Genomic DNA, 20,110 nt, shown 5'->3' with positions numbered 1-20,110 from the left:
TCCCGGTTCAGACGGGCCGGTGCGGGCCCGGCGCCTCGGCGGGATCCATCACCAGGCCGGTGAAATCGGCCTCGTTGCGCTCGGCCCGGGTGACGTACCACCGGGCGATCAGCCACATCACCGGGTACACCACCAGGCCGAGCGCCACCCAGACCGGCGGCCCCGACGCGGAGCGCGGCAGCGCGAACAGCACCGGCAGCGTCCCGACGAGCAGCGCGAGGGCGCCCAGCGCGCCGAGCCCGGCCCGGAGCTGGCTGCGCATCAGGGCCCGTACATAGGTGGCGCCCAGGGTGGTCTGCTCGGAGATCTCCGAACGGGCCGGGGTGTGCGCGGGCGGGCGGCGGCGGGCGCCCCGGGGCACGCCCGTGACGATCTCCCGCCGGGGCGGCGACGGCGGCTGCTGGTGCTGCGGCTGCTGCTCGGCCATGGGGCCGGAGTCTACGCAGGGGGAGGTCATTTGAGGAGACGGGACAGCCTGCGGTCGGCGAGCGGCTTGCCACCGGTCTGGCAGGTGGGGCAGTACTGGAGCGAGGAGTCGGCGAACGACACCGAGCGGACGGTGTCCCCGCACACCGGGCACGGCTCACCGTCCCGGCCGTGCACCCGCAGCCCGCTCTTCTTCTCGGCCTTGAGGTTCCCGGCGGCCACGCCATGCGCGCGCTCGACGGCCTCGAGCAAGGTCCGCCGGACGGCCTCGTACAGGTGGGTGACCTGCTCCTCGTCGAAGGCGGCGGCCAGTTTGAAGGGTGAGACCTTCGCCGCGTGCAGGATCTCGTCGCTGTACGCGTTCCCGATCCCCGCGATGACGCCCTGATCGCGCAGCACACCCTTGATCTGCCGCCGTTCCCCGGCGAGCAGCGCGGCGAACGCGTCGCGGTCGAAGTCCTCGGCGAGCGGATCGGGGCCGAGGCGGGCGATGCCGGGCACCTCCTGGGGGTCGCGGACGACGTACACCGCGAGGCGCTTCTGGGTGCCCGCCTCGGTGAGGTCGAAGCCGCCGCCGCCCTCGAGGACGACGCGCAGCGCGAGCGGCCCCTTGCCGGGGCGCGGCGGCCGCTCGGGCAGCGTGTCCTGCCAGCGGAGCCAGCCGGCCTGGGCCAGGTGGGTGACGAGATGGAGTTCGCCGATCCGGATCGCGAGGAACTTGCCGTGCCGGGAGGTGGACCCGGCCGGCTGCCCTTCGAGGGCGGTGAGCGGCGGATCGTACGTCTTGAGCACGCTGACGGCGAGCGGGAGGACGCGCTCCACCACCCGCCCGGCGAGGTGCTCGTCGAGGAACTCCCTCAGGGCCTCGACCTCGGGCAGCTCGGGCATGCACCCAGCCTGCCGCGCGAGCCCCGCCCCGGCGACCCGAACCGGCAGCTGCGCACCGGGCCTGCGCCGCTGGGGCCCGGGCAGTGGTGGAGGTCAGGACATCGTGAACTCGCACCAGACGCATTTGCCGCTGCCCCGGGACTCCACGCCCCAGACGTCCGCGAGGCGGTCCACCAGCATCAGGCCGCGGCCCGAGACGCCCGATTCGCCCGCCTCGCGGCGGCGCGGGAGCGCGCTGGAGCGATCCTCGACCTCGACACGGAGTCTGCGCTGCGCGCCCGGCAGGACCCGGAGGGTCACGATCGCCGGGCCGTCCGTGTGCATCAGGGCGTTCACGATGAGCTCGTCCGCGACGAGCTCGATCTCGTCGGACCGTTCCCGCGCGCCCCACGACCGGACCGCCGCGCCGACCATGTGGCGGGCCGCGACCAGGGCTTCCGGGTCTCCCGGGGCCACGTGCTGCTGGAGGCGGCCGCCGCCCTGCGGGGCCTCCTCCGCCTGGCGGCGCAGCAGGAGCAGCGCCATGTCGTCGTCGCCGCCCCGCTCGTCGATCACCCCGCACAGCCGGTCCGCCAGCCGTGGCAGGTCCGCCGGTCCGCTCCGGACCAGCGCGGTGAGCAGCTGGATCCCGTCGTCCAGGTCGGCGCCGGGATGCTCCACGAGGCCGTCCGTGCAGAGCAGGATGGTTTCCCCGGGGTCCAGTTCCACGGTGGTCACCGGGTACTCCAGGCGGCCGAACTCCGCCGACAGGCCCAGCGGCATCCCGCCCTCCACCGGCAGCCGCCGGCAGTCGCCGTCCCGGGTGCGCAGCAACGGGTCGATGTGCCCGGCCCGGACCAGCTGCAGCACGCCCGTGGTGAGGTCGGCCTCCACGTACGTGCAGGTCGCGAAGCGGTCGGTGTCGAGTTCGTGCAGGAACACCGAGGCCCGCGCCACGACGGTGCCCGGCGAGTGGCCTTCGGCGGCGTACGCGCGCAGCACGATCCGCAGTTGGCCCATGACCGCCGCGGCGTGCGTGTCGTGGCCCTGGACGTCGCCGATGACCGCCCCGACCCGGCCTCCCGGCAGCGGGATGACGTCGTACCAGTCGCCGCCGATGTCCTGGCCCATCCGGGCGGAGCGGTACCGTACGGCGATCTCCGCACCCGGCACCGAGGGGATCCGGCGCGGCAGCATCGCCTGCTGGAGGCCTTCCGCCAGGTCGTGCTCCTGCTCCAGCAGCATCGCCCGCTGGAGGCTCTGCGCGATGCTGCTGCCCAGTGCGACCAACAGGTTCCGCTCGTCCTGGGTGAAGCCGTCCTTGTCCTGGTAGAGCAGTCCGATCGCGCCGATGGGGCGGGCCTGGGCGATCAGCGGCAGGTAGGCGGCCGCCGAGATCTGCATGGTGGAGATCCTCGACCAGAGGTCGGGATAGCCCTCGGCGAACTCCTCCGCGGAGTCGAGGAAGCGCGGTTGCAGCGAGCGGACGACCTCGCTCATCGGGTACTGCTCGTCGATCCGGGTGTACCGGGTGCCGGGTACGAAACTGTCGGCGGGCCCCTCGGCCACGAGGTGGATCCGCCCTGCCTCGACCAGGCCCATCACCATGCCCATGGAGCCGAGCCGCTCCAGGCCGTGGGCGTCGCCGATGACGTCGATGACGTCCTGCACGGTCCGGGCGTGGGCGAGCGCGGCGGTGGTGCTCTCGACCACGGAGGTCTGCCGGCGTCGCGCCTCGTCGAGGCCGAGGCGTTCCGCCGAGTGGCTGAGCTCGTCGGTGGCGTCGCGGACGATGCCGATGATCCGGAACGGGCGGCCGTCGGGGCCGCGCATGACGCGGCCCTGGGTGTGCGTCCAGCGCAGCCGGCCGTCCTGGCAGCGGATCCGGAAGTAGGCGCCGTAGTTGTCCTCGGCGCTCTTGAGGGCGCTGGAGACGAGGCCGTCGAGCCGGACCGCCTCGGTGGGCGGGACGCGCGGGGCGAGGGATTCGGGCCGTCCGTCGTACTCCTCGGGCGTCATGTCGTAGACGTCGAGGGCCGCTGCGTCCATGTGCAGCAGACCGGTGTCCAGGTCCCAGTCGAAACTGCCCATGCGGTTCAGCTTGAGCGACCGGTCCGGGTGTGCGGGCCAGTCGTCCGGCAGCGATACGGTGGTCGGCACCGATCCACCATGACACACGGGCCGGTCAGGCGCTCTCCAACGAGCGGGCGGCAGCCGCGAGCGGCTGCCGCAGATCCGGGGCGCCGAAGGGGTCGTGCGGGGCGAACGGGTCGTCGGCGTCGTACGGGGCGTTCGGCGGCTGCATCGGGCCGTCGGACTCCGGCGGGATCCCCGGGTCGGCCGGGACCTGCGGGGGCAGGCCGGAGGGGACGTCCGAGAGGGCGTCCGGGGGGACGTCGCCCGGCTGGTTCCCGGGCGCATCGGAGCGCGGACGCGCCGGCGGCTGCGCGGGCTGCTGCCGCTGCGGGGCCGGTTGCGTGCCCGCCTCCGGCCGGTCCGGCCTGGCCTGCTCGCCCTGCGGCACGCAGTCCGTGGCCTGGGGGGCGGGGACCCCGGTGGAACCGCCCGGCGGCTTCGGTGGGGCGGGCGGGGCGGGCGGCGCGGTCCGGGCCGGGTTGTTCGTGCCCGCGTTCGCATCGTTGTCCGTCTCGGGCGGGGCGCACGGCTCGGCCGACGCGGCCTTGGGCGCGGTCACAGGGCCTACGGGGATGCCGTCCGCCGGGTCGTACGCGGGCACCACCTGCGGGGTGCGGTCCTGGGCGCCGTCGTCGCCGGTCTTGCGCTCGAGCCAGGTGTTGTCGGCGATGTTCGCGATGACCAGGCTCTTGATCGCGTTCGGGGTCGGTTCGATGACGATGACCTGCTGGGGCTGGTAGCCGCTCCACCGGTCCCCCTTGAGCTCCGGGGAGCCCTTGGAGGCGCGCGGCGCGAGCAGCGGATTTCCGCAGCCGCACCGGACGCGCGGCATGCCGTGGTCGTCGACGAGGACGGCGGTGCCGGCCTGCAGGACGGACTGGAAGCCGGCCGCGCGGCCGTCGCGGAAGGCGTGGTTCGTGACCCGGGTGTCGGCGCGGAGCACGACCGGGGTGAGGCCGCGCAGGAACTCGGGGATCTTCGCGGTCTCGATGGAGGCGGCCTGGGCGAAAGCCTTGGCCTTGGCGTCGTCCTCGGTGAGGGTGCGCAGCTGCTGCTCCACGTCGCAGCTGCCCAGCCGCTGGGTGCCGCCGTACAGGCCGGGGGTGGCCGCATTGACGGTCCGGATGCCCTGGCCGGTCGGGTTGGGCAGCGGGGGCTGCGCGGGGGCGGACTCGCGGGTGGCGGAGGAGGTGGTGAAGGGGTCGGGCCCGGCCGTGGCCACGGGCTGGAGCAGGACCTCGTGGCTCTCGGGTCCGGGCGCGCTCTTGGGCTCCTCGGAGCTGCCGCAGGCTGCGGCGAGCACACCGAGGAGTGTGAAGAGGGCTGCGCGGGCTGGTGTATGACGACGCGGCGTCTGACGGGGTGTCCGTACGTGCACGTTGATTCTCCCTTTTCGCCCCGGTTGCTCCCTCCTGTCTGCCGCATCCGCGGGAGGGGCGCAACCGGAGCGCCGGGACGGAACCGGGGCCGCGTCTTGAACATGTTCAAGGAACCTCGTATGGTCACGACCGTGAGTTGAACGCGTTCAAAGCGTTCGGCCGCGTCCGGAGGGGAGTCCACGGTGACGGTACTGGTGCATCTGATCGTCGCCCTGGGCATGCTCTACGTCGTCCCCGCCGGCCTCCGCCTGATCGACCCGGCCGGGCTGCGCGGGATCGCCCGGATCTGGCCCCTGCTCGCCGCCCCCGGGGCCCTGTGCCTCTGGCTGCCGCGCGGCACCGCCGCAACGGCGCTCGCCGCACTGTACGCAGCGGCCACCCTGGCGCTCGCCGCCCGGGCCCCGGCCCGGCTGCTGCGGGCCCTGCGGCTGCCGGCCGCCGGAACGCGGACGCCCGCGCCGGCCGAGATCGCCGTGTTCACCGCGCTGGTCTCGCCCTCGGTCGCCGGGACCGCCCTCGTCGCCGAACGCGCCGGGTACCGGCTGTTCGGCTTCGACCTGGACATCCTGGCGCTGACCGTTCCGCACTTCCACTTCGCCGGGTTCACGGCCGCTCTGGTCGCCGGTCTGGTGTGCCGGGCCGCCACGCCCGCGCACGGCACGGCACTGTCGCGCTGGGCGGCGTACAGCGTCCCTGCCGGGACCCTGCTGGTCCTCCTCGGCTACTTCGTGGACGACTGGGCGGAGCTGGTGGGCGCGGTGGTGCTGACCGGCGGGATGTGGGCGGTGGCACTGCTGACCTGGCGGGAGATCCGGCCCGCCGCCGGGGACCGCACCACCGGGGCGCTGCTCGCGATCTCGGCCGCGGTCCTGGTGGCCACGATGCTGCTCGCCCTGTGGTGGGCGGCCGGCGAGGCGACCGGGATCACGCACCCCACCCTGACCTGGATGGCCGCCACCCACGGCCTCGGCAACGCACTCGGTTTCGCCCTGTGCTCGGTGCTGGCCTGGCGCCGGCTGACCGTCGACCGAATGGAGATCACGCCATGACCCGCCTCATCAGCGCCGGCCGTGACACCGTCAACTACCCCGACCGGGGTGCGACGCGGCGGCGGCCGCTGCCCGCCGGATACCACCACCTGCACCACCGCACTCGGATCGGCCACGGGCAGGCCGTCTTCGAGACCGCCGGGACCGCCGTCACCACCTTCGGCGCCCACCGGGCCTCGGGCATGCTGGTCCGGGCCGGCCACGGCGCCGTCCGCCCGGGAAGCCGGGTGGTGGTCGGGATCGGCTTCGGGCGGCTGCGGATCGACGCCCCGTGCGAGGTGATCTGGACCGCCTACGAACCCCACCGGGTCGGTTTCGCGTACGGGACGCTCGCCGGCCACCCGGAGTGCGGGGAGGAGTCCTTCATGGTGCTCCGGGACCCGGACGGCACGGTGTGGTTCGAGGTGACCGCCTTCAGCCGCCCGGGCACCTGGTACACCCGGCTCGCCGGCCCGGTGATCCCCTTCCTCCAGCTCCGTTACGCCCGCCGGCTCGGCCGTACCGTGCGCAAGCTGGCCGCCGCGGCCTGATCCGCCCGATACTGGAGGGGATGGACTGGTTCACGGCGCCCGGTTACTGGCTGGGCCGGCTGGTCTTCCAGCGGGCCCTCGCCGGCGTCTACCTCTTCGCCTTCGTCGCGGCCGCCCTGCAGTTCCGGGCACTGATCGGGGCGCACGGCATGCTGCCCGTGCCGCGCTATGTGCGGTACGTGCCGTTCAAACACGCCCCGAGCCTGTTCCAACTGCGCTACTCGGACCGGCTCTTCGCCTGCTGCGCCTGGGCGGGGGCCGCGGTGGCCGCGGCCCTGGCCGCGGGGGTGGGGGACCTCGTTCCGCTGGGCGCGGCCATGGGGATGTGGGCGCTGCTGTGGCTGCTGTACCTGTCGATCGTGAACGTGGGGCAGACCTGGTACGCCTTCGGCTGGGAGTCGCTGCTGCTGGAGGTGGGCTTCCTCGCGGTCTTCCTCGGCAATGCGCGGGTCGGGCCGCCGGTGCTGGTGCTGTGGCTGCTGCGCTGGGTGGTGTTCCGGGTGGAGTTCGGCGCGGGGCTGATCAAGATGCGCGGGGACTCGTGCTGGCGCAAGCTGACCTGCCTCTACCACCACCACGAGACGCAGCCGATGCCGGGGCCGCTGAGCTGGTTCTTCCACCATCTGCCGAAACCGCTGCACCGGGTGGAGTGCGCGGCCAACCACGTGACGCAGCTGGTGGTCCCGGTGCTGCTGTTCACTCCGCAGCCGGTGGCCTCGTACGCCGCCGGAATCATCGTGGCGACGCAGCTGTGGCTGGTGCTGTCGGGCAACTTCGCCTGGCTGAACTGGATCACCATCACGGCGGCCCTGCCGGCGGTCGACTTCACGGGGCTCGCCGGGCCGCCGCCGGCCGCAGCGTCCCGCCCGGCGCCCGTCTGGTTCGCGGTCCTGGTGTGCGCGGTGACCGTGCTGGTGCTGGTGCTGAGCCGGCATCCGGTGCTCAACATGATCTCGCGGCGCCAGGTGATGAACCGCTCCTTCGACCCCCTCCACCTGGTCAACACGTACGGGGCCTTCGGCACGGTGGGCCGGATCCGGGACGAGGTGGTGGTCGAGGGCACCGCGGACCGGGTGCCGCGGGAGGACGGCGCGTGGCGGGAGTACGGGTTCAAGGGCAAACCGGGTGATCTGCGCCGGATGCCGCGCCAGTTCGCCCCGTACCATCTGCGGCTGGACTGGCTGATGTGGTTCGCGGCACTGTCCCCCGGCTATGCGCGGGACTGGTTCGGGCCGTTCGTGGAGCGGCTGCTGGCCGGCGACCGGGACACATTGCGGCTGATCCGCCACAACCCCTTCCCGGACGCCCCGCCGGTGTACGTGCGGGCCAGGCTGTACCGCTACCGGTTCACCACCTGGCGGGAGCTGCGCGAGACGGGCGCCTGGTGGCACCGCAGGCTGCTCCGCGAGTACCTCCCGCCGACCCGCCTCGCCGAAGCGTCCTGGTCAGAGCCCGAGTAGCGCCGCCTCGCGTTCGGGGTCGATACCGGGGGCCGGGCGGTCGGAGCGTTGCGGTGCGGCGCCGCCGAGCGAGCGGAGCCAGGCCCAGGTGTCGGCCACGGTCTCCTCGACCGGGCGGCACTTCAGGCCCGCCGCCTGCGCCTTGGTGACGTCACCGCCGAACATGTAGTCGTGTATCTCGCCCACGGGGAGCCAGATCGGCAGTTCGGTCCAGGGCTGTACGCCGGCTTCCTCGATCCGGGCCTGGTCGGTCCAGCGGAGCTCGGCGGCGTTGCCTGTGACGGCCGCGCAGGCTTCGAGGAGGCTGCCCATGGTGGCGTGACCGGGCGGGGAGACCGCGTTGTACGGGGCGCCGAGCCCGGCCTCGGCGGCGTCCAGCGTCCAGGCGGCGAGGTCGCGTACGTCGATGTACTGGAGCGGGAGTTCCGGCCGGCCGGGGGCCAGGGTGGGGCCGCCGCGGGCGGTCCGGTTCAACCACCAGGGCAGCCGGCCGACGTTCTCGTAGGGGCCGATGATCAGGCCGGCGCGCACCAGCAGGGCCCGGTCCCCGAAGGCGTCGACGGCGGCGATCTCACCGCCCCGCTTGTCCTCGGCGTAGGCGGTGCTGTCGGCGTCGGCCGAGCCGTCGACCAGCGGGCCGTCCTCCGACAGGCCCGCCGGGGCCGGGTACTTGTACACCGAGCGGCTGGAGATGTACGCGTACCCCGCGGCCCGGCCGCTCAGCAGCCGGGCGCTGTCGCGCACGGCGGTCGGGGCGCCGCCCCAGGTGTCGACGACGAGGTCCCACTCGCCCGTGGTGAGGGCGTCCAGCCCGCCGGGCGCGGTGCGGTCGCCGTGCAGGGCGGAGGTGCCCGGCGGGGGTGCGTGGTGCCCTCGGTGGAAGACGGTGACGTCCCAGCCCCGGGCCAGGGCGTCCTCGGTGATCGCGCGTCCGACGAATTCGGTACCGCCCAGCATCAGTAGCTTCATGCAGGCCAGCGTGCCGGGAGCGGAGGCCGGCCGGAAGTCTTGATCGCCCACAGCGATGACGCTCATGGCGTACGGGGAACGGGAACCTCCCACGCGTCCCGCACGGTCGGGGCGGTGGGCCGCGGGCTCAGCACCGCGCCCCCGTCGCCGGTCGGCTCGGGGGCGCTGCGTGACGTCGTGGGGGTCAGTCGATGCCGGGCAGGATGTGGGACTCCGCCAGGTCGTCCTCGTAGCCCGCGAGCCGGATGGGGGCGGACCGGGCCCAGACTTCGAGGCTGCCGAGTTCGTCCGTGTGGGGGCGGACCCGCGCTGCCGGGCGCTCTCCCAGCGTCTCGTCGGACTTCGTCGTCGTGTCTGTCACCGCGCACTCCTTTGTGTCGCGTAACCCGGAGGGCGAGCCGCGCGCCGGGCACAAGGGATAAAGGGTTTCCGGACGCGGTGGCGCCTTGGTGGAGCGTGGCCTGGATGCGGCCGTCTTGTGCCACTCAGAGTACACATATGAGCGCGTCCCTGCTCAATAGACTGGCAAAATCCACTCGACGGCTTGATTTCTCCGCGAGTTCAGGAAGCCGTACGCCGGGGTGCCCGTGACGGGTGGTCTGCTCGACCGGAGCAGCACGACTGGAGTACGGGCGGCGGAAGGAGCGGCGGTGGCGAGGTCCGGAGTGCCGGGGGTGCCGAGGGTCGACAGCATCGAGGAGCTGATGGAGCTGCTGCTCGCGTGCCGCGGGGCGTGGGACACGCCCGACCGCAGCGGAGACCCGGTCGATCTGCACGATCATGGGCTCCAGACTGCTGCACTGCTGCGCCGCTCGCATCCGTTCGACAAGGAGCTCCAGGTCGCCGGCCTCGTCCACGACCTGGGTCATCTGCTCTTCCCCGGGGACGACGCGGGCCATGCAGACCATGCGGCGGAGGCGATCCGTCCGCTGCTCGGGGAACGGGTGGCCCGGCTGGTACGGCTGCACGTGCCGGCCAAGCGCTATCTGGCGGCCGTCGAGCCCGATCGGGCGCTGTCCCCGCAGAGCGCGCTGACGCTGCGCGCGCAGGGCGGGCTGATGGACGAGGCGGAGGTCCGCGCCTTCGCGGCGGACCCGGATGCAGAGGCGGCCGTGACGTTGCGCCAAGCGGATGACGCGGGCAAGGTCGTCGGGCTCGACGCGGGCGTGATGGAGGACTGGCGTCCGGTCCTGGAGCTGGTCGCGGCGGGGGCGTACGAGCGCACGCCGTGAAACGGCCGTGCCCCGGCCCTCTCGGGAGGGGCCGGGGCACGGTCGTACGGCAGGCGGTGGCGCGGGGCGGCGGGCCCCGGGGGCGGCGCGAGGCCGCCCGGGCCGGCTACCAGTTGGCCGGCGCGTAGTCCTTGAGGAAGACGCCGTACAGGTCCTCGCCGGCCTCGCCGCGGACGACGGGGTCGTAGACCCGGGCCGCACCGTCGACCAGGTCGAGGGGGGCGTGGAAGCCCTCCTCGGCCAGGCGGAGCTTATCGAAGTGCGGGCGCTCGTCGGTGATCCAGCCGGTGTCGACCGAGGTCATGAGGATGCGGTCGCTCTCGAACATCTCCTGGCCGCTGGTCCGCGTCACCATGTTCATCGCGGCCTTGGCGGCGTTGGTGTTCGGGTGCCCGGCGCCCTTGTAGCCGCGGCTGAACACGCCCTCCATCGCGGAGACGTTGACCACGTACGCACGCCCGCTGGACGCCCGGCGGGCGGCCTCGGCCATCGCCGGCCGGAGCGCGCTGATCAGGATGAACGGCGACGTGTAGTTGCACAGCTGGGTCTCGAGCAGCTCCACCGGGGAGATCTGGTCGATGGTCTGCACCCAGGTGTTGGTGTCGACGACGTCGGGCAGCAGGCCGCCCGCGTCGATGGCGGTGCCGTCGAGGTGCCGTTCGATGCTGGCGTTGCCCGCGACCAGGGCGAGGTCGGCGACCTTCTGCGCATCGAGCCCGCTGACGCCGACGGGCAGCGCCGCCAGGCCGTCGACCGCACCGGAGTTGAACGCGCCGATGACGTGGTGAGCGGGGAGCTCACCGGCCGGCAGCGCGGCGCTCTCCCCCTCGACCAGCGCGGCGTACGCGCTGGGCAGGCGGCGCACGGTCTGCGTCGCGTTGTTGATCAGGATGTCGAGCGGACCGGCTTCGGCCACCTGGTCGGCGAGCGCCACGGCCTGGGCCGGGTCGCGCAGGTCGAGTCCTACGACCTCCAGGCGGTGCATCCAGTCCGCCGAGTCGTCCATCGCCTTGAAGCGGCGGATGGCGTCCTTGGGGAAGCGGGTGGTGATCGTCGTGTGGGCTCCGTCGCGCAGCAGCCGCAGCGCGATGTACATGCCGATCTTGGCCCGGCCGCCGGTGAGCAGCGCGCGCTTGCCGGCGAGGTCGGCGCGGGCCTCGCGCCTGGCACGGTTGCGGCCGGCGCACTCCTGGCAGAGCTGGTGGTAGAAGTAGTCGACCTCGACGTACCGCGTCTTGCAGATGTAGCAGGAGCGCGGGCGCTGGAGTATCCCGGCGATCCGGCCGGCCTCCGTGACCGAGGACGGCAGGATGCCCTCGGTCTCGTCGTCGATGCGCTCGGCGGAGCCGGTCGCGGTCGCCTCGGTGACGGCCTTGTCGTTGGCGGTCTTGGCAGCGCGGCGCTCCTGGCGGCGGCGCTGCTTGACCGTGCGGTAGAGGCCGGCGGTGGCGCGGCGTACGGTGATGGCGTCGGGGTGGTCGACGTCGAGCTTGTCCAGCTCGTCGAGCACGCTGAGGCAGAGGGCCAGCCGGTCGGGGTCGATGCCCGGCCCGTAGCCGTGGTCGTCCCCGGTCACGTGGTTGTCTTCGGTCACCGTCATGGCCGCTGCCGTTCCTTGATCACTCGTCCGCAGACGTCTGCTGCGGAAGTCCCCAAAACCGCCACTGTACGGATCCGACGCGCCCGGAACCAAACCCGTTCTCCCGCGTCTCACGCACCGCTACAGGGCCGTTACCTTGGGCAGGGGCCGGCGGGCCTGTACTCCTTTCGGTGTATGCCCGAGGTATGACTGGTGACCACCTGTAGGGGGAGGAATAGGCAGCTCAGGTCGGGCATTGTGGAATTCATGAGTGCCCTAGCGCTGTCGGTCCTGCTCTGCCTGGTGTCCGCGGTCGCGTACGCGGGCGGCGCGATCGTCCAGGAACAGGTCGCGGCGAGCACCCCCGAGCGCCCGTACGTGCTGCTGCGCCGGGCCGGCTGGTGGTTCGCGGTCTGGCTGAACGGCCTGGGCGCCCTGCTGCACGTGGTGGCCCTCGCGTACGGGCCGCTGAGCCTGGTGCAGCCGCTCGGCGCGCTGACCATCGTCTTCGCGCTGCCGATGGCGGCGGTCCTCGTACACCGCCGGGCGGGTGCGGCGGCCTGGCGCGGCGCGGTGCTGGCCACGGTGGGGCTGGCCGGGCTGCTGGCGCTGACGGGCGGGGACGGCGACACGGACCAGCCGCTGATGGGCGGGGAGCGGAGCCTGCTGCTGATCGTCACCGGGGCCGGGGTGGCCGGGCTCTTCGTGGCGGCACACCGGATGCACCGGCCGGTGCTGCGCAGCGTGCTGCTGGCCGCCGCGGCCGGTACGGCCTTCGGCATGGCCTCCGTGTTCACCAAGTCGGTGGCCGAGGACTTCACCCCGGGCACGCTCGGCTCCCTGTGGCCCGATCTTGCGGCGATCGCCGTCCTGGCCTCCGGCGGGCTGCTGCTCTCCCAGGCGGCCTACCGGGGCGCGGGGCTGACCGCGCCGCTGGCCACGGTGACCGTGGTGAACCCGGTGGTCGCGGCGGCGGTCGGCATCTCCGTGTTCGACGAGGGCTTCCGGTACGGGGCGGCGGGCACGGCGGCGGCACTGGCGAGCGCCGTGGTGGCGGCGGCCGGCCTGATCCTGCTCACGGTCGTGCCGCCGCACGTACGGGGGTCAGATGCTGACGCCGCGGCCGCGGAGGTACTTCAGCGGGTCGATGTCGGAGCCGTAGCCGGGGGACGTGCGCATCTCGAAGTGGAGGTGCGGTCCGCTGGTGTTGCCGGTGGAGCCGGAGCGGCCGATCCGCTGGCCGCCCGAGACCTGCTGCCCGGCCTTGATCCCGAGCGCCGACAGGTGCGCGTACTGGGAGTACCGGCCGTCGGCGTGCCGGATGACGACCTGGTAGCCGTACGCACCGGCCCAGCCGGCGGAGACGACCTCGCCGGGGCCGACGGCCTTGACGGAGGTCCCGGTGGCCACCGGGAAGTCGACGCCCGTGTGGTAGCCGCTGGACCAGGAGGAACCCGCGATGTGGTACGAGGTGCCGATGGCGGCGTCCACGGGGGCGACGAAGCCGCCCGAGGCGGGCTTCTGCTGCACTGAGGCGGGTGCGGGGGCGGGCTTCTCGGCGGGCTTGGCGGCCGGCTTCTCCGCCGGTTTTTCGGCAGGCTTCTCGGCAGGCTTCTCCGCCGGCTTCTGCGCGTTCGGCTCCACGGGCTTGACCGGCTCGGCCGTCCGCGGCGGCTTCTCGGGGTTCTGCGCGGGCGGCGCCGTCGGCGGGGCCGGTGCGGCGGTGATGCGCAGGGTGAGCCGCTGGCCGGGGAAGATCAGGTTCGGGTTGCCGCCCACGGTGGCCCGGTTGGTCTCGTACAGCGCCTGCCAGCCGCCCTCGACGTGCTGGCTCGTGGCGATCGCCGAGAGGGAGTCGCCGGGCGCGACGACGTACGGGTTCGGCAGGACCGAAGTCCCGGTCGGGCGGGGCGTGGTGGTCTGCGGGGCGGCGGGCTTCGCCTCCTGGACGTGGACCTGGACCTTCACGCCCTGGCCCTGGCCTTGGCCCTGCGGGGAGACGGCGGGCGCCGGGCCGCTGCGCGAGAGCCCGGCCTGCTTCCCGCAGACAGGCCAGGCCTGCGGGCCCTGCCCCTTGAGGACCTTCTCGGCGACCGCGATCTGCTGGTCCTTGGTGGCCTGGTCGGCGCGGGCGGCGTACGCGGTGCCGCCGAAGGCGCGCCACGTGCTCTGGCTGAACTGGAGTCCGCCGTAGTAGCCGTTGCCGGTGTTGACGTGCCAGTTGTTGGTGGACTCGCAGTCGGCGACCTTGTTCCAGGTGTCCACCGAGGCGGCGTGGGCGGTTCCGGCACCGATCAGAGGGAGTGCGAGCCCGGCGCCACCGGCGGTGACGGCGAGCGAGGCGCGGTTGATGCTGCTCGGCTGGTACCGGCGGTGCCGACCCCGTACACCCATGGGAGCCCCCCATTGAAGACATCAGGAACCGCACAACTTAACGGCGCGATCAGAGCATGACAAGGGGCGCAACAGGGCCCACACCGGGGGAAGTTGACATTGATTCGCATGGCGGGACGGCTTGCGGCATCTCTGCCCATGTAGCGTCGCTCCCACCCGCACATCGAAGCACTCAGGAGCGCACGCATGAGCAGCACGGCCCAGATCGGCGTCACCGGGCTCGCGGTGATGGGAAGCAACCTCGCCCGGAACTTCGCCCGCAACGGCTACACCGTCGCCGTCCACAACCGCACGGCCGCGAAGACCACCGCCCTGGTGGAGGAGTTCGGGCACGAGGGGAGCTTCGTCGCCGCCGAGTCCGCCAAGGAGTTCGTGGACGCGCTGGAGCGGCCGCGCCGTCTGATCATCATGGTGAAGGCCGGGGAGCCGACCGATGCGGTGATCCGCGAGTTCGCCCCGCTGCTGGAGCCGGGCGACGTCGTCATCGACGGCGGCAACGCGCACTTCGAGGACACCCGGCGGCGCGAGAAGGAGCTGCGCGAGCAGGGCATCCACTTCGTGGGTGCGGGCATCTCGGGCGGCGAGGAGGGTGCGCTGCTCGGCCCGAGCATCATGCCGGGCGGCTCCGCCGAGTCGTATGCCTCCCTCGGTCCGATGCTGGAGAAGATCGCGGCGAAGGCCTCCGACGGCACGCCGTGCGTCTCGCACGTCGGCCCCGACGGCGCCGGACACTTCGTCAAGATGGTGCACAACGGCATCGAGTACGCCGACATGCAGCTCATCGCCGAGGCCTACCACCTGCTGCGCGAGGTCGCCGGCTACTCCCCCGCGAAGATCGCGGAGACCTTCCGGGCGTGGAACCGGGGCCGGCTGGACTCGTACCTGATCGAGATCACGGCGGAGGTGCTCGCCCACACCGACGCCGAGACCGGGCACCCGTTCGTCGACATCGTGGCCGATGCGGCCGAGCAGAAGGGCACCGGCCGCTGGACCGTGCAGATCGCGCTGGACCTGGGCGTGCCGGTGTCGGGGATCGCGGAGGCGGTCTTCGCCCGTTCGGTTTCGGGCCACGCGGAGCTGCGTACGGCATCCCGGGGGCTCGCGGGCCCGGCGGCCGCGCCGCTCTCGGCGGAGGCGGCGGATGCCTTCGCCGCCAAGGTGGAGCAGGCCCTGTACGCCTCGAAGATCGTCTCGTACACCCAGGGCTTCCACCAGATCCTGGCGGGCAGCGAGGAGTACGGCTGGGGCGTGGACCCGGGCGCGGTGGCCTCGCTGTGGCGGGGCGGCTGCATCATCCGGGCGGCGTTCCTGGACCGGATCCGCACGGCGTACGACGCACAGCCGGACCTGCCGAGCCTGCTGGCGGACGCGGGCTTCGCGCAGGAGATCGGCGCGGCGCAGGACGACTGGCGGGAGGTCCTGGTGGCGGCGGTGCGCCACGGCATCCCGGCCCCGGCGTTCGCGGCCTCACTGGCGTACTACGACGCGCTGCGCGCGGAGCGGCTCCCGGCGGCCCTCACCCAGGGGCAGCGGGACTTCTTCGGGGCGCACACCTACCGGCGCACCGATCGCGAGGGCTCGTTCCACACCCTCTGGAGCGGCGACCGCTCCGAGGTCCGTACGGCCTAGTTCCGTACGGCCTGGCTCCGTACGGCCTGGCTCCGTACGGCCTGGCTCCGTACGGCCTGGTTCCGTACGGCCTGGTTCCCTGGTTCCGTGCGGCCCGGCTCCGCGCCCGGTCCCTGCTCAGCGGCCCCTGCTCAGCGGCCCGGGCTGCGGGATCGGCGCGGGCCCGGGCGGCGCCGGTACCGGGTCGGGCTCGGGCACCGGCGCAGGTACGGGCGGCACCGGCCGCGGAATGGGCTCGGGGTCCGGGAAGGGGTGCGGCCCGGGCGTGGGCGGCACAGGATCCGGCCCGGGGACGGGCGGCTGCGTCTGTTCTTCGTTTCGCACCATATGCCCTACCTTCCCCTGATCCGGCCCCGCACGCCCGGCGACCTCGTTCACCGGGCGTACGGGGCCACCGGGCGGCGACCCCCGCCGTCAGGTCACACGGGCTGCGCGAGGAGCGCCGCCGCGAGACCCGCGGCCGGGCTCGAGAGGGTCGGCGTGGGAGTCGCCGTCAGGGGCGCCGCGTCGGCCATCGAGGCCTGGGCCAGGACGATGACGTCCGCGTCGGTGACGGCGTCGGCCGCCTCGGCCACGAGGCCGAGCGAGCCTGCGGTGTCCCCGGCCGCGAAGCGGTCCCAGGCCCCGGCGACCAGGTGCGTACGGACCGACACCGGGCGGCCGGCCCGCTCAGCCTCCTCCGCCACCAGGGCGACCGTCGGGGCCAGTGTCGACTCCACGGTGGCCAGGACCACGATGCGCGGGCCGGTGCGGACCGCCTCGGCCGCCATCGGACGGTCGACACGGAGGACCGGCACGCCCAGCTCGGGGGCCAGGGACTCCGCGACGCCGCCGATGCTCGAGCAGGTGACGAGGACCGGGCCGCCGGAGCCGGCCAGCAGCTCCCGCAGGTCCGGAACCACCGAGTCCAGGCCCTCCGTACGGGCCCGGTCCAGCAGCTCCGGCACCACGAGGTGGCGCAGCACCGCGCCGGGGTGGTCCCGGTCCCGCAGGGCTTCGAAGACCGGCACGTGGACCGGCGACGTGTGCAGCAGCGTCAGGCTCGGCGGGTGCGTCGGGTGCGTCGCGTTCGCCGGTTCGGTCACCACAGGTCGGGGCTCCCGTCGAGCTGCGCCTTCGCCGCCGCCACGACCCCGGCCGGCGCCTCGGGCGCCTGGTCGGGGTGGCGGCCGGCCCAGCTGGCCGCGTACGGGCACAGCGGGACCACGGGCACCCCCTCGGCGGCGGCGATCCCGTAGAAGGCCTTCACCAGGTCCCCTGCGATGCCCCGCCCCTCGTGCCCCGGCTCGACGATGGTGTGCACCGCCACCAGGGCGTGGGGCGCCGCGTCGAGCACGAAGTACGCGATGAGGCCGACCACCTCACCGTCCTCGACGGCGAGCAGCCGTCCGGCCTTGCGATCGTCCTTGAACTCGATGGCCCCGGTCTGCGACATGGTCCCCGACTCCCCTCAGACAGCCACCGCGTGGGGGCTGCGCTCCTGGTCCGTTCCCGGCACCGGGGCGGACGGGTCCGCGCCCAGCTCGATGATGCGATTGTCCGCGTCGACGTGCACGACGCGGGGCTTCAACACCCGCGCCTCGGCGTCCTCGACCTGTGCGTAGCTGATCAGGATGACGAGGTCCCCGGGGTGTACGAGGTGTGCGGCGGCGCCGTTGATCCCGATGACCCCGGAACCGCGCTCGCCCTCGATGACGTACGTCTCCAGCCGCGCCCCGTTGGTGATGTCCACGATGTGGACGAGCTCCCCGGGCAGCAGATCCGCCGCGTCGAGCAGATCGGCGTCGACGGTCACGGACCCGACGTAGTGCAGGTCGGCCTGGGTGACGGTGGCCCGGTGAATCTTGGACTTGATCATGGTGCGCAGCATTTTGAACTCCTAGAAGACGGCTCCCTGCCAGCTTTCTGCAGGTCAAGGGCGTCCTGCACTCTACACCGGCAGGCGTCAGATCGGAGATCATAAAGAAAATCGACTGCCTCTGACGAGACGGCTCCTGGCCTGCACTTCCGTGGGCACCACGGCTGTTGTGACGCCGCCGACCAGGCGTCGCATCGGACAGCCACTTCGGAACGTGGGGGGACCGATGCTGACCAGATGCTGACTTTCCTGACGGCACGTCACGCAGATTGGGAGGGCTCAGGCCGACTCGCTTCCCCCCGGGGGCACCTCTGATCAAGCAACCGGTCATCGCAAGGCAGGTCGCACCCTCTGCATCCGGGCCAGTTGCGGTACTGCGATGACGCACTTCCACCAGTCCTTCGCTCGCCGCAGACGGTACTGGCTCAATCGTCCCGGCCCCGAACTGGACCCGGCTCAGCCCCGCGCGCCCGCGCAGCGCCTGCCGGGCCGGGCGGGCGCTTGCTGTCAAGGCGGCGTCGATAGAGTCCGCTCGTGACGTACATAGTGACCCTCACCTCGGCCCAGATGGCCGAGAACGAATCCGACTGGCTCATCACGGAACGCTTTACGAAAGGGCTGCCCACAGGGCTCGACACGTCAGACACCGGTACCCGGTTAGCGATTCTGGTGTGCGACAACCGGACTTATCCCACGAGCAACAGCCGCAGGGAGTTCTCCGAACACGGCCGCTTCATCACCTGGGTCGGATCGGTTCAGCGCTTCAACACCGTGGGACCGGTCGACAGCAGCATCACCATTGAGCCCATGCGCAGATGTCCGCGGCCCGTGCCTCTGGATGGTCCCGACGGGATCTTGGCCTCCCTTTCCTCCACGCATCGATCCCACGTGGAGCAGGCCCTCTCCGGAAGCGCGGGACACTGCGGCATGACAACCTGGCAGGCTCTCCAGGAAGCGATCCTGAGGAGTCGCCCCGAGTTGGCCCCGTACATCGAGTGGCTGCTCGCCAATCTCAACCCGGTCCGCTTCGATGTCGAGGACGCGGCGGACCGTGCGTGGCAGGAACAGAGAGACGCGGCTCAGTCCCTCACTCGGGTTACCGATTTCCCTCACTCCGCGCTGTCGGCCTGGGGACGCCCCGCCTCACGGGATGCGCCGTACCTCGCGGGGCTCATCCCAGAGCTGTGGAGAACAGCCTCATCGACCACGACGTACGGGCCGGCCTAGGCAGCGAGGCTCCGCTTTTCGACGACTGGCGACGCCTCAGTGACGTGCGATGTGACATTCACGTGCTGGAAGACTCCAGCGGACGCCGCCTCGAGGTCGTCAACGTCAATGCCACTCCGGTCGAGAGCCGACTGGGCACGGACATGATCTACTACCACCACCCCAGCCACAGCTTCGTCCTCGTCCAGTACAAACGACTGGGCTCCCGGAACAAGGAATACCGGGTGAACAAGCAACTCCTGGACCAGATGGACCGCTTGGACCAGGTTGCAAAGCTCAGCTCGAAGCCTGCACGCTCCCACGAGTGGCGCCTCTCGCAGGACTCGTGCTTCCTGAAGTTCGCACACTGGCGGGAGTCAACAGCTCCTACCTCCGAGCTGGCCCACGGCATGTACATTCCCGTCTCGTACGCCCGCGTTCTCCTCAACGACGACTGCACGCTCGGAAGTAGGGGTGGGCGCATCTTCAGCTACGAGAGGGTGGGCCGCTACCTCGTCGGCTCGGAGTTCGCGGATTTGGTGAAGCACGGCTTGGTCGGAACTGTGGGAACCAGCATCGAGCAGTTGCGGGACTTCGGGCTGCAGCGTGCCCGGGAGGGGTACAGCGTCGTGCTGGGGTTCGAAACCAGCGAGGAGACGCCCCGTGCACGGGCGACACGCGCCCGCAACCGCAGCACGAAGAAGAGACCTAAGGTGAACTCCTACGTCCCGCCTGCCTCACAGCCGCCCTTGTTCGACGTTCCGGGTTCCTGATCCACGGCGGATCAACAGCGGCCGCTCACGCTCCCGTTCCGCCGGAGCGGCCGCACGGGGCGCCCTCCTCCTGGACGCACTCGGGACCACGATCGACGGAACGACGCCGCACCACACAACACCGGCCCGCACGGTGACATTGTGTACGCGGCAAGCTGCTGGCACCAAGCACCTCACGCCCGTCACCGTGTCCCTGGGGAGGCAGCAACACCCCATCCTCCGTTCACGATAGAGACGTGCACGCCGCAGCTGCCGTCCACGCTCCGGGGTGCCCGCCTTGCCCTGCTCTTCCACCCAGTCGTGCCTATGTCCGTCCTTTGGGACATGGCGAGAGCCACCCGCACCATCGAGCTGTTCTTACCGCTCCTCGACCGTCAGCCGACCCGCACCTGGTCGGCACGTCACCCATCTCCGTATCGGGCCTTGACCCAAGGCCGGGTAGTTAACGTTTTCGCAGGTCACGCAAGGGGTGTTGGGGTCCATGCCGTGGCGGCGTAGAGGCCGGGGCCGAGTTTGTGGATGAGGCCGGTCTCGGCCCATCTGGAGAGCTGCCGGTACATGGTCTCCATGGTGATGTCGCCGAAGTGAGAAGCGATGTCACGGGGGCGCCAGAGGCGTGTGGG

At 72.2% G+C, this 20,110-nt stretch carries 18 protein-coding genes and 1 pseudogene; 8 read left to right on the top strand and 11 right to left on the bottom strand.

The window, feature by feature from the left end; genetic code table 11:
- Nucleotides 1–7 precede the first annotated feature (7 nt).
- From AB0M76_RS35705 to AB0M76_RS35690, 4 genes are all read right to left on the bottom strand, one after another.
- Nucleotides 8–427, bottom strand: a complete 420-nt coding sequence (locus AB0M76_RS35705; protein ID WP_365956910.1) for a hypothetical protein — start codon at nt 425–427, stop codon at nt 8–10.
- 26 nt (nt 428–453) lie between these two features.
- Complete coding sequence (locus AB0M76_RS35700; protein WP_365956909.1) at nt 454–1,314, bottom strand: DNA-formamidopyrimidine glycosylase family protein; 861 nt, start codon at nt 1,312–1,314, stop codon at nt 454–456.
- A 93-nt stretch (nt 1,315–1,407) separates the two neighbouring features.
- A complete protein-coding gene (locus AB0M76_RS35695; protein ID WP_365956908.1) occupies nt 1,408–3,471 on the bottom strand; it encodes a SpoIIE family protein phosphatase in 2,064 nt (687 codons plus the stop codon).
- A gap of 7 nt (nt 3,472–3,478) precedes the next feature.
- Nucleotides 3,479–4,732 carry a DUF6777 domain-containing protein gene (locus tag AB0M76_RS35690; protein ID WP_365956907.1) on the bottom strand — a complete coding sequence of 418 codons (1,254 nt, stop codon included), beginning with the start codon at nt 4,730–4,732 and terminating at the stop codon, nt 3,479–3,481.
- 258 nt (nt 4,733–4,990) lie between these two features.
- On the opposite strand from AB0M76_RS35690, the gene AB0M76_RS35685 reads away from it, so the two are divergent.
- Genes AB0M76_RS35685 through AB0M76_RS35675 form a run of 3 tightly spaced genes read left to right on the top strand, consistent with a single transcriptional unit; the run spans nt 4,991 to nt 7,847 of the window.
- A complete protein-coding gene (locus tag AB0M76_RS35685; RefSeq protein WP_365956906.1) occupies nt 4,991–5,857 on the top strand; it encodes a YndJ family protein in 867 nt (288 codons plus the stop codon).
- On the top strand, nt 5,854–6,387 hold the full coding sequence (locus AB0M76_RS35680; RefSeq protein WP_365956905.1) for a DUF1990 domain-containing protein: 534 nt from the start codon (nt 5,854–5,856) through the stop codon (nt 6,385–6,387). The genes AB0M76_RS35685 and AB0M76_RS35680 overlap by 4 nt, the downstream gene beginning before the upstream one ends.
- Before the next feature lie 20 nt (nt 6,388–6,407).
- Nucleotides 6,408–7,847, top strand: coding sequence for a lipase maturation factor family protein (locus AB0M76_RS35675; protein WP_365956904.1), 1,440 nt, complete (start codon nt 6,408–6,410; stop codon nt 7,845–7,847).
- Here the strand turns inward: AB0M76_RS35675 and AB0M76_RS35670 are convergent.
- Nucleotides 7,833–8,816 carry an NAD-dependent epimerase/dehydratase family protein gene (locus tag AB0M76_RS35670; protein WP_365956903.1) on the bottom strand — a complete coding sequence of 328 codons (984 nt, stop codon included), beginning with the start codon at nt 8,814–8,816 and terminating at the stop codon, nt 7,833–7,835. The two genes, AB0M76_RS35675 and AB0M76_RS35670, sit on opposite strands and share 15 nt — an antisense overlap.
- A 184-nt stretch (nt 8,817–9,000) precedes the next feature.
- Nucleotides 9,001–9,177 carry a hypothetical protein gene (locus AB0M76_RS35665; RefSeq protein ID WP_365956957.1) on the bottom strand — a complete coding sequence of 59 codons (177 nt, stop codon included), beginning with the start codon at nt 9,175–9,177 and terminating at the stop codon, nt 9,001–9,003.
- Nucleotides 9,178–9,520: 343 nt separating this feature from the next.
- On the opposite strand from AB0M76_RS35665, the gene AB0M76_RS35660 reads away from it, so the two are divergent.
- On the top strand, nt 9,521–10,048 hold the full coding sequence (locus tag AB0M76_RS35660; RefSeq protein WP_365956952.1) for an HD domain-containing protein: 528 nt from the start codon (nt 9,521–9,523) through the stop codon (nt 10,046–10,048).
- Between the two features lie 106 nt (nt 10,049–10,154).
- Here AB0M76_RS35660 and AB0M76_RS35655 read toward each other — a convergent pair whose 3' ends face one another.
- A complete protein-coding gene (locus AB0M76_RS35655) occupies nt 10,155–11,648 on the bottom strand; it encodes an SDR family NAD(P)-dependent oxidoreductase (RefSeq protein ID WP_365956902.1) in 1,494 nt (497 codons plus the stop codon).
- Nucleotides 11,649–11,894: 246 nt separating this feature from the next.
- On the opposite strand from AB0M76_RS35655, the pseudogene AB0M76_RS35650 reads away from it, so the two are divergent.
- Nucleotides 11,895–12,707 (top strand): annotated as a pseudogene (locus tag AB0M76_RS35650) (DMT family transporter); the annotation flags it as partial.
- Nucleotides 12,708–12,731: 24 nt separating this feature from the next.
- Here AB0M76_RS35650 and AB0M76_RS35645 read toward each other — a convergent pair.
- Nucleotides 12,732–14,021, bottom strand: a complete 1,290-nt coding sequence (locus AB0M76_RS35645) for a transglycosylase family protein (RefSeq protein WP_365956901.1) — start codon at nt 14,019–14,021, stop codon at nt 12,732–12,734.
- A gap of 186 nt (nt 14,022–14,207) precedes the next feature.
- On the opposite strand from AB0M76_RS35645, the gene gndA reads away from it, so the two are divergent.
- Nucleotides 14,208–15,650, top strand: coding sequence for an NADP-dependent phosphogluconate dehydrogenase (gene gndA, locus AB0M76_RS35640; RefSeq protein WP_365956900.1), 1,443 nt, complete (start codon nt 14,208–14,210; stop codon nt 15,648–15,650).
- Nucleotides 15,651–16,069: 419 nt separating this feature from the next.
- Here gndA and AB0M76_RS35635 read toward each other — a convergent pair whose 3' ends face one another.
- The 3 genes from AB0M76_RS35635 to panD are packed head-to-tail and all read right to left on the bottom strand — an operon-like array spanning nt 16,070 to nt 17,520.
- Nucleotides 16,070–16,738, bottom strand: coding sequence for an arylsulfatase (locus tag AB0M76_RS35635; protein WP_365956899.1), 669 nt, complete (start codon nt 16,736–16,738; stop codon nt 16,070–16,072).
- The gene (locus AB0M76_RS35630; protein WP_365956898.1) at nt 16,732–17,085 is read right to left on the bottom strand and encodes a GNAT family N-acetyltransferase; all 354 of its coding nucleotides are present in this window, start codon (nt 17,083–17,085) and stop codon (nt 16,732–16,734) included. The genes AB0M76_RS35635 and AB0M76_RS35630 overlap by 7 nt, the downstream gene beginning before the upstream one ends.
- Nucleotides 17,086–17,100: 15 nt before the next feature.
- A complete protein-coding gene (gene panD / locus AB0M76_RS35625; protein ID WP_328619672.1) occupies nt 17,101–17,520 on the bottom strand; it encodes an aspartate 1-decarboxylase in 420 nt (139 codons plus the stop codon).
- Between the two features lie 522 nt (nt 17,521–18,042).
- On the opposite strand from panD, the gene AB0M76_RS35620 reads away from it, so the two are divergent.
- Together AB0M76_RS35620 and AB0M76_RS35615 are read left to right on the top strand one after the other, a co-directional pair.
- Nucleotides 18,043–18,735 carry a hypothetical protein gene (locus tag AB0M76_RS35620; RefSeq protein ID WP_365956897.1) on the top strand — a complete coding sequence of 231 codons (693 nt, stop codon included), beginning with the start codon at nt 18,043–18,045 and terminating at the stop codon, nt 18,733–18,735.
- Nucleotides 18,693–19,487, top strand: coding sequence for a hypothetical protein (locus AB0M76_RS35615; protein ID WP_365956896.1), 795 nt, complete (start codon nt 18,693–18,695; stop codon nt 19,485–19,487). Before AB0M76_RS35620 ends, AB0M76_RS35615 begins: the two co-directional genes overlap by 43 nt.
- Nucleotides 19,488–20,110: the final 623 nt, after the last annotated feature.

The organism is Streptomyces sp. NPDC051364 (assembly GCF_040682115.1).
GTDB lineage: Bacteria > Actinomycetota > Actinomycetes > Streptomycetales > Streptomycetaceae > Streptomyces.
Note: the sequence above shows the minus strand (reverse complement) of the source record. Positions and strands in the feature narration are given on the sequence as shown.

Bases quoted from the DNA above. Each gene is read 5' to 3' on its own strand.
- AB0M76_RS35705 (WP_365956910.1), bottom strand. From the start codon at position 427: ATGGCCGAGCAGCAGCCGCAGCACCAGCAGCCGCCGTCGCCGCCCCGG.
- AB0M76_RS35645 (WP_365956901.1), bottom strand. From the start codon at position 14,021: ATGGGTGTACGGGGTCGGCACCGCCGGTACCAGCCGAGCAGCATCAAC.
- AB0M76_RS35630 (WP_365956898.1), bottom strand. From the start codon at position 17,085: ATGTCGCAGACCGGGGCCATCGAGTTCAAGGACGATCGCAAGGCCGGA.
- AB0M76_RS35660 (WP_365956952.1), top strand. From the start codon at position 9,521: ATGGAGCTGCTGCTCGCGTGCCGCGGGGCGTGGGACACGCCCGACCGC.
- AB0M76_RS35655 (WP_365956902.1), bottom strand. From the start codon at position 11,648: ATGACGGTGACCGAAGACAACCACGTGACCGGGGACGACCACGGCTAC.
- gndA (WP_365956900.1), top strand. From the start codon at position 14,208: ATGAGCAGCACGGCCCAGATCGGCGTCACCGGGCTCGCGGTGATGGGA.
- AB0M76_RS35700 (WP_365956909.1), bottom strand. From the start codon at position 1,314: ATGCCCGAGCTGCCCGAGGTCGAGGCCCTGAGGGAGTTCCTCGACGAG.
- panD (WP_328619672.1), bottom strand. From the start codon at position 17,520: ATGCTGCGCACCATGATCAAGTCCAAGATTCACCGGGCCACCGTCACC.
- AB0M76_RS35670 (WP_365956903.1), bottom strand. From the start codon at position 8,816: ATGAAGCTACTGATGCTGGGCGGTACCGAATTCGTCGGACGCGCGATC.
- AB0M76_RS35680 (WP_365956905.1), top strand. From the start codon at position 5,854: ATGACCCGCCTCATCAGCGCCGGCCGTGACACCGTCAACTACCCCGAC.
- AB0M76_RS35675 (WP_365956904.1), top strand. From the start codon at position 6,408: ATGGACTGGTTCACGGCGCCCGGTTACTGGCTGGGCCGGCTGGTCTTC.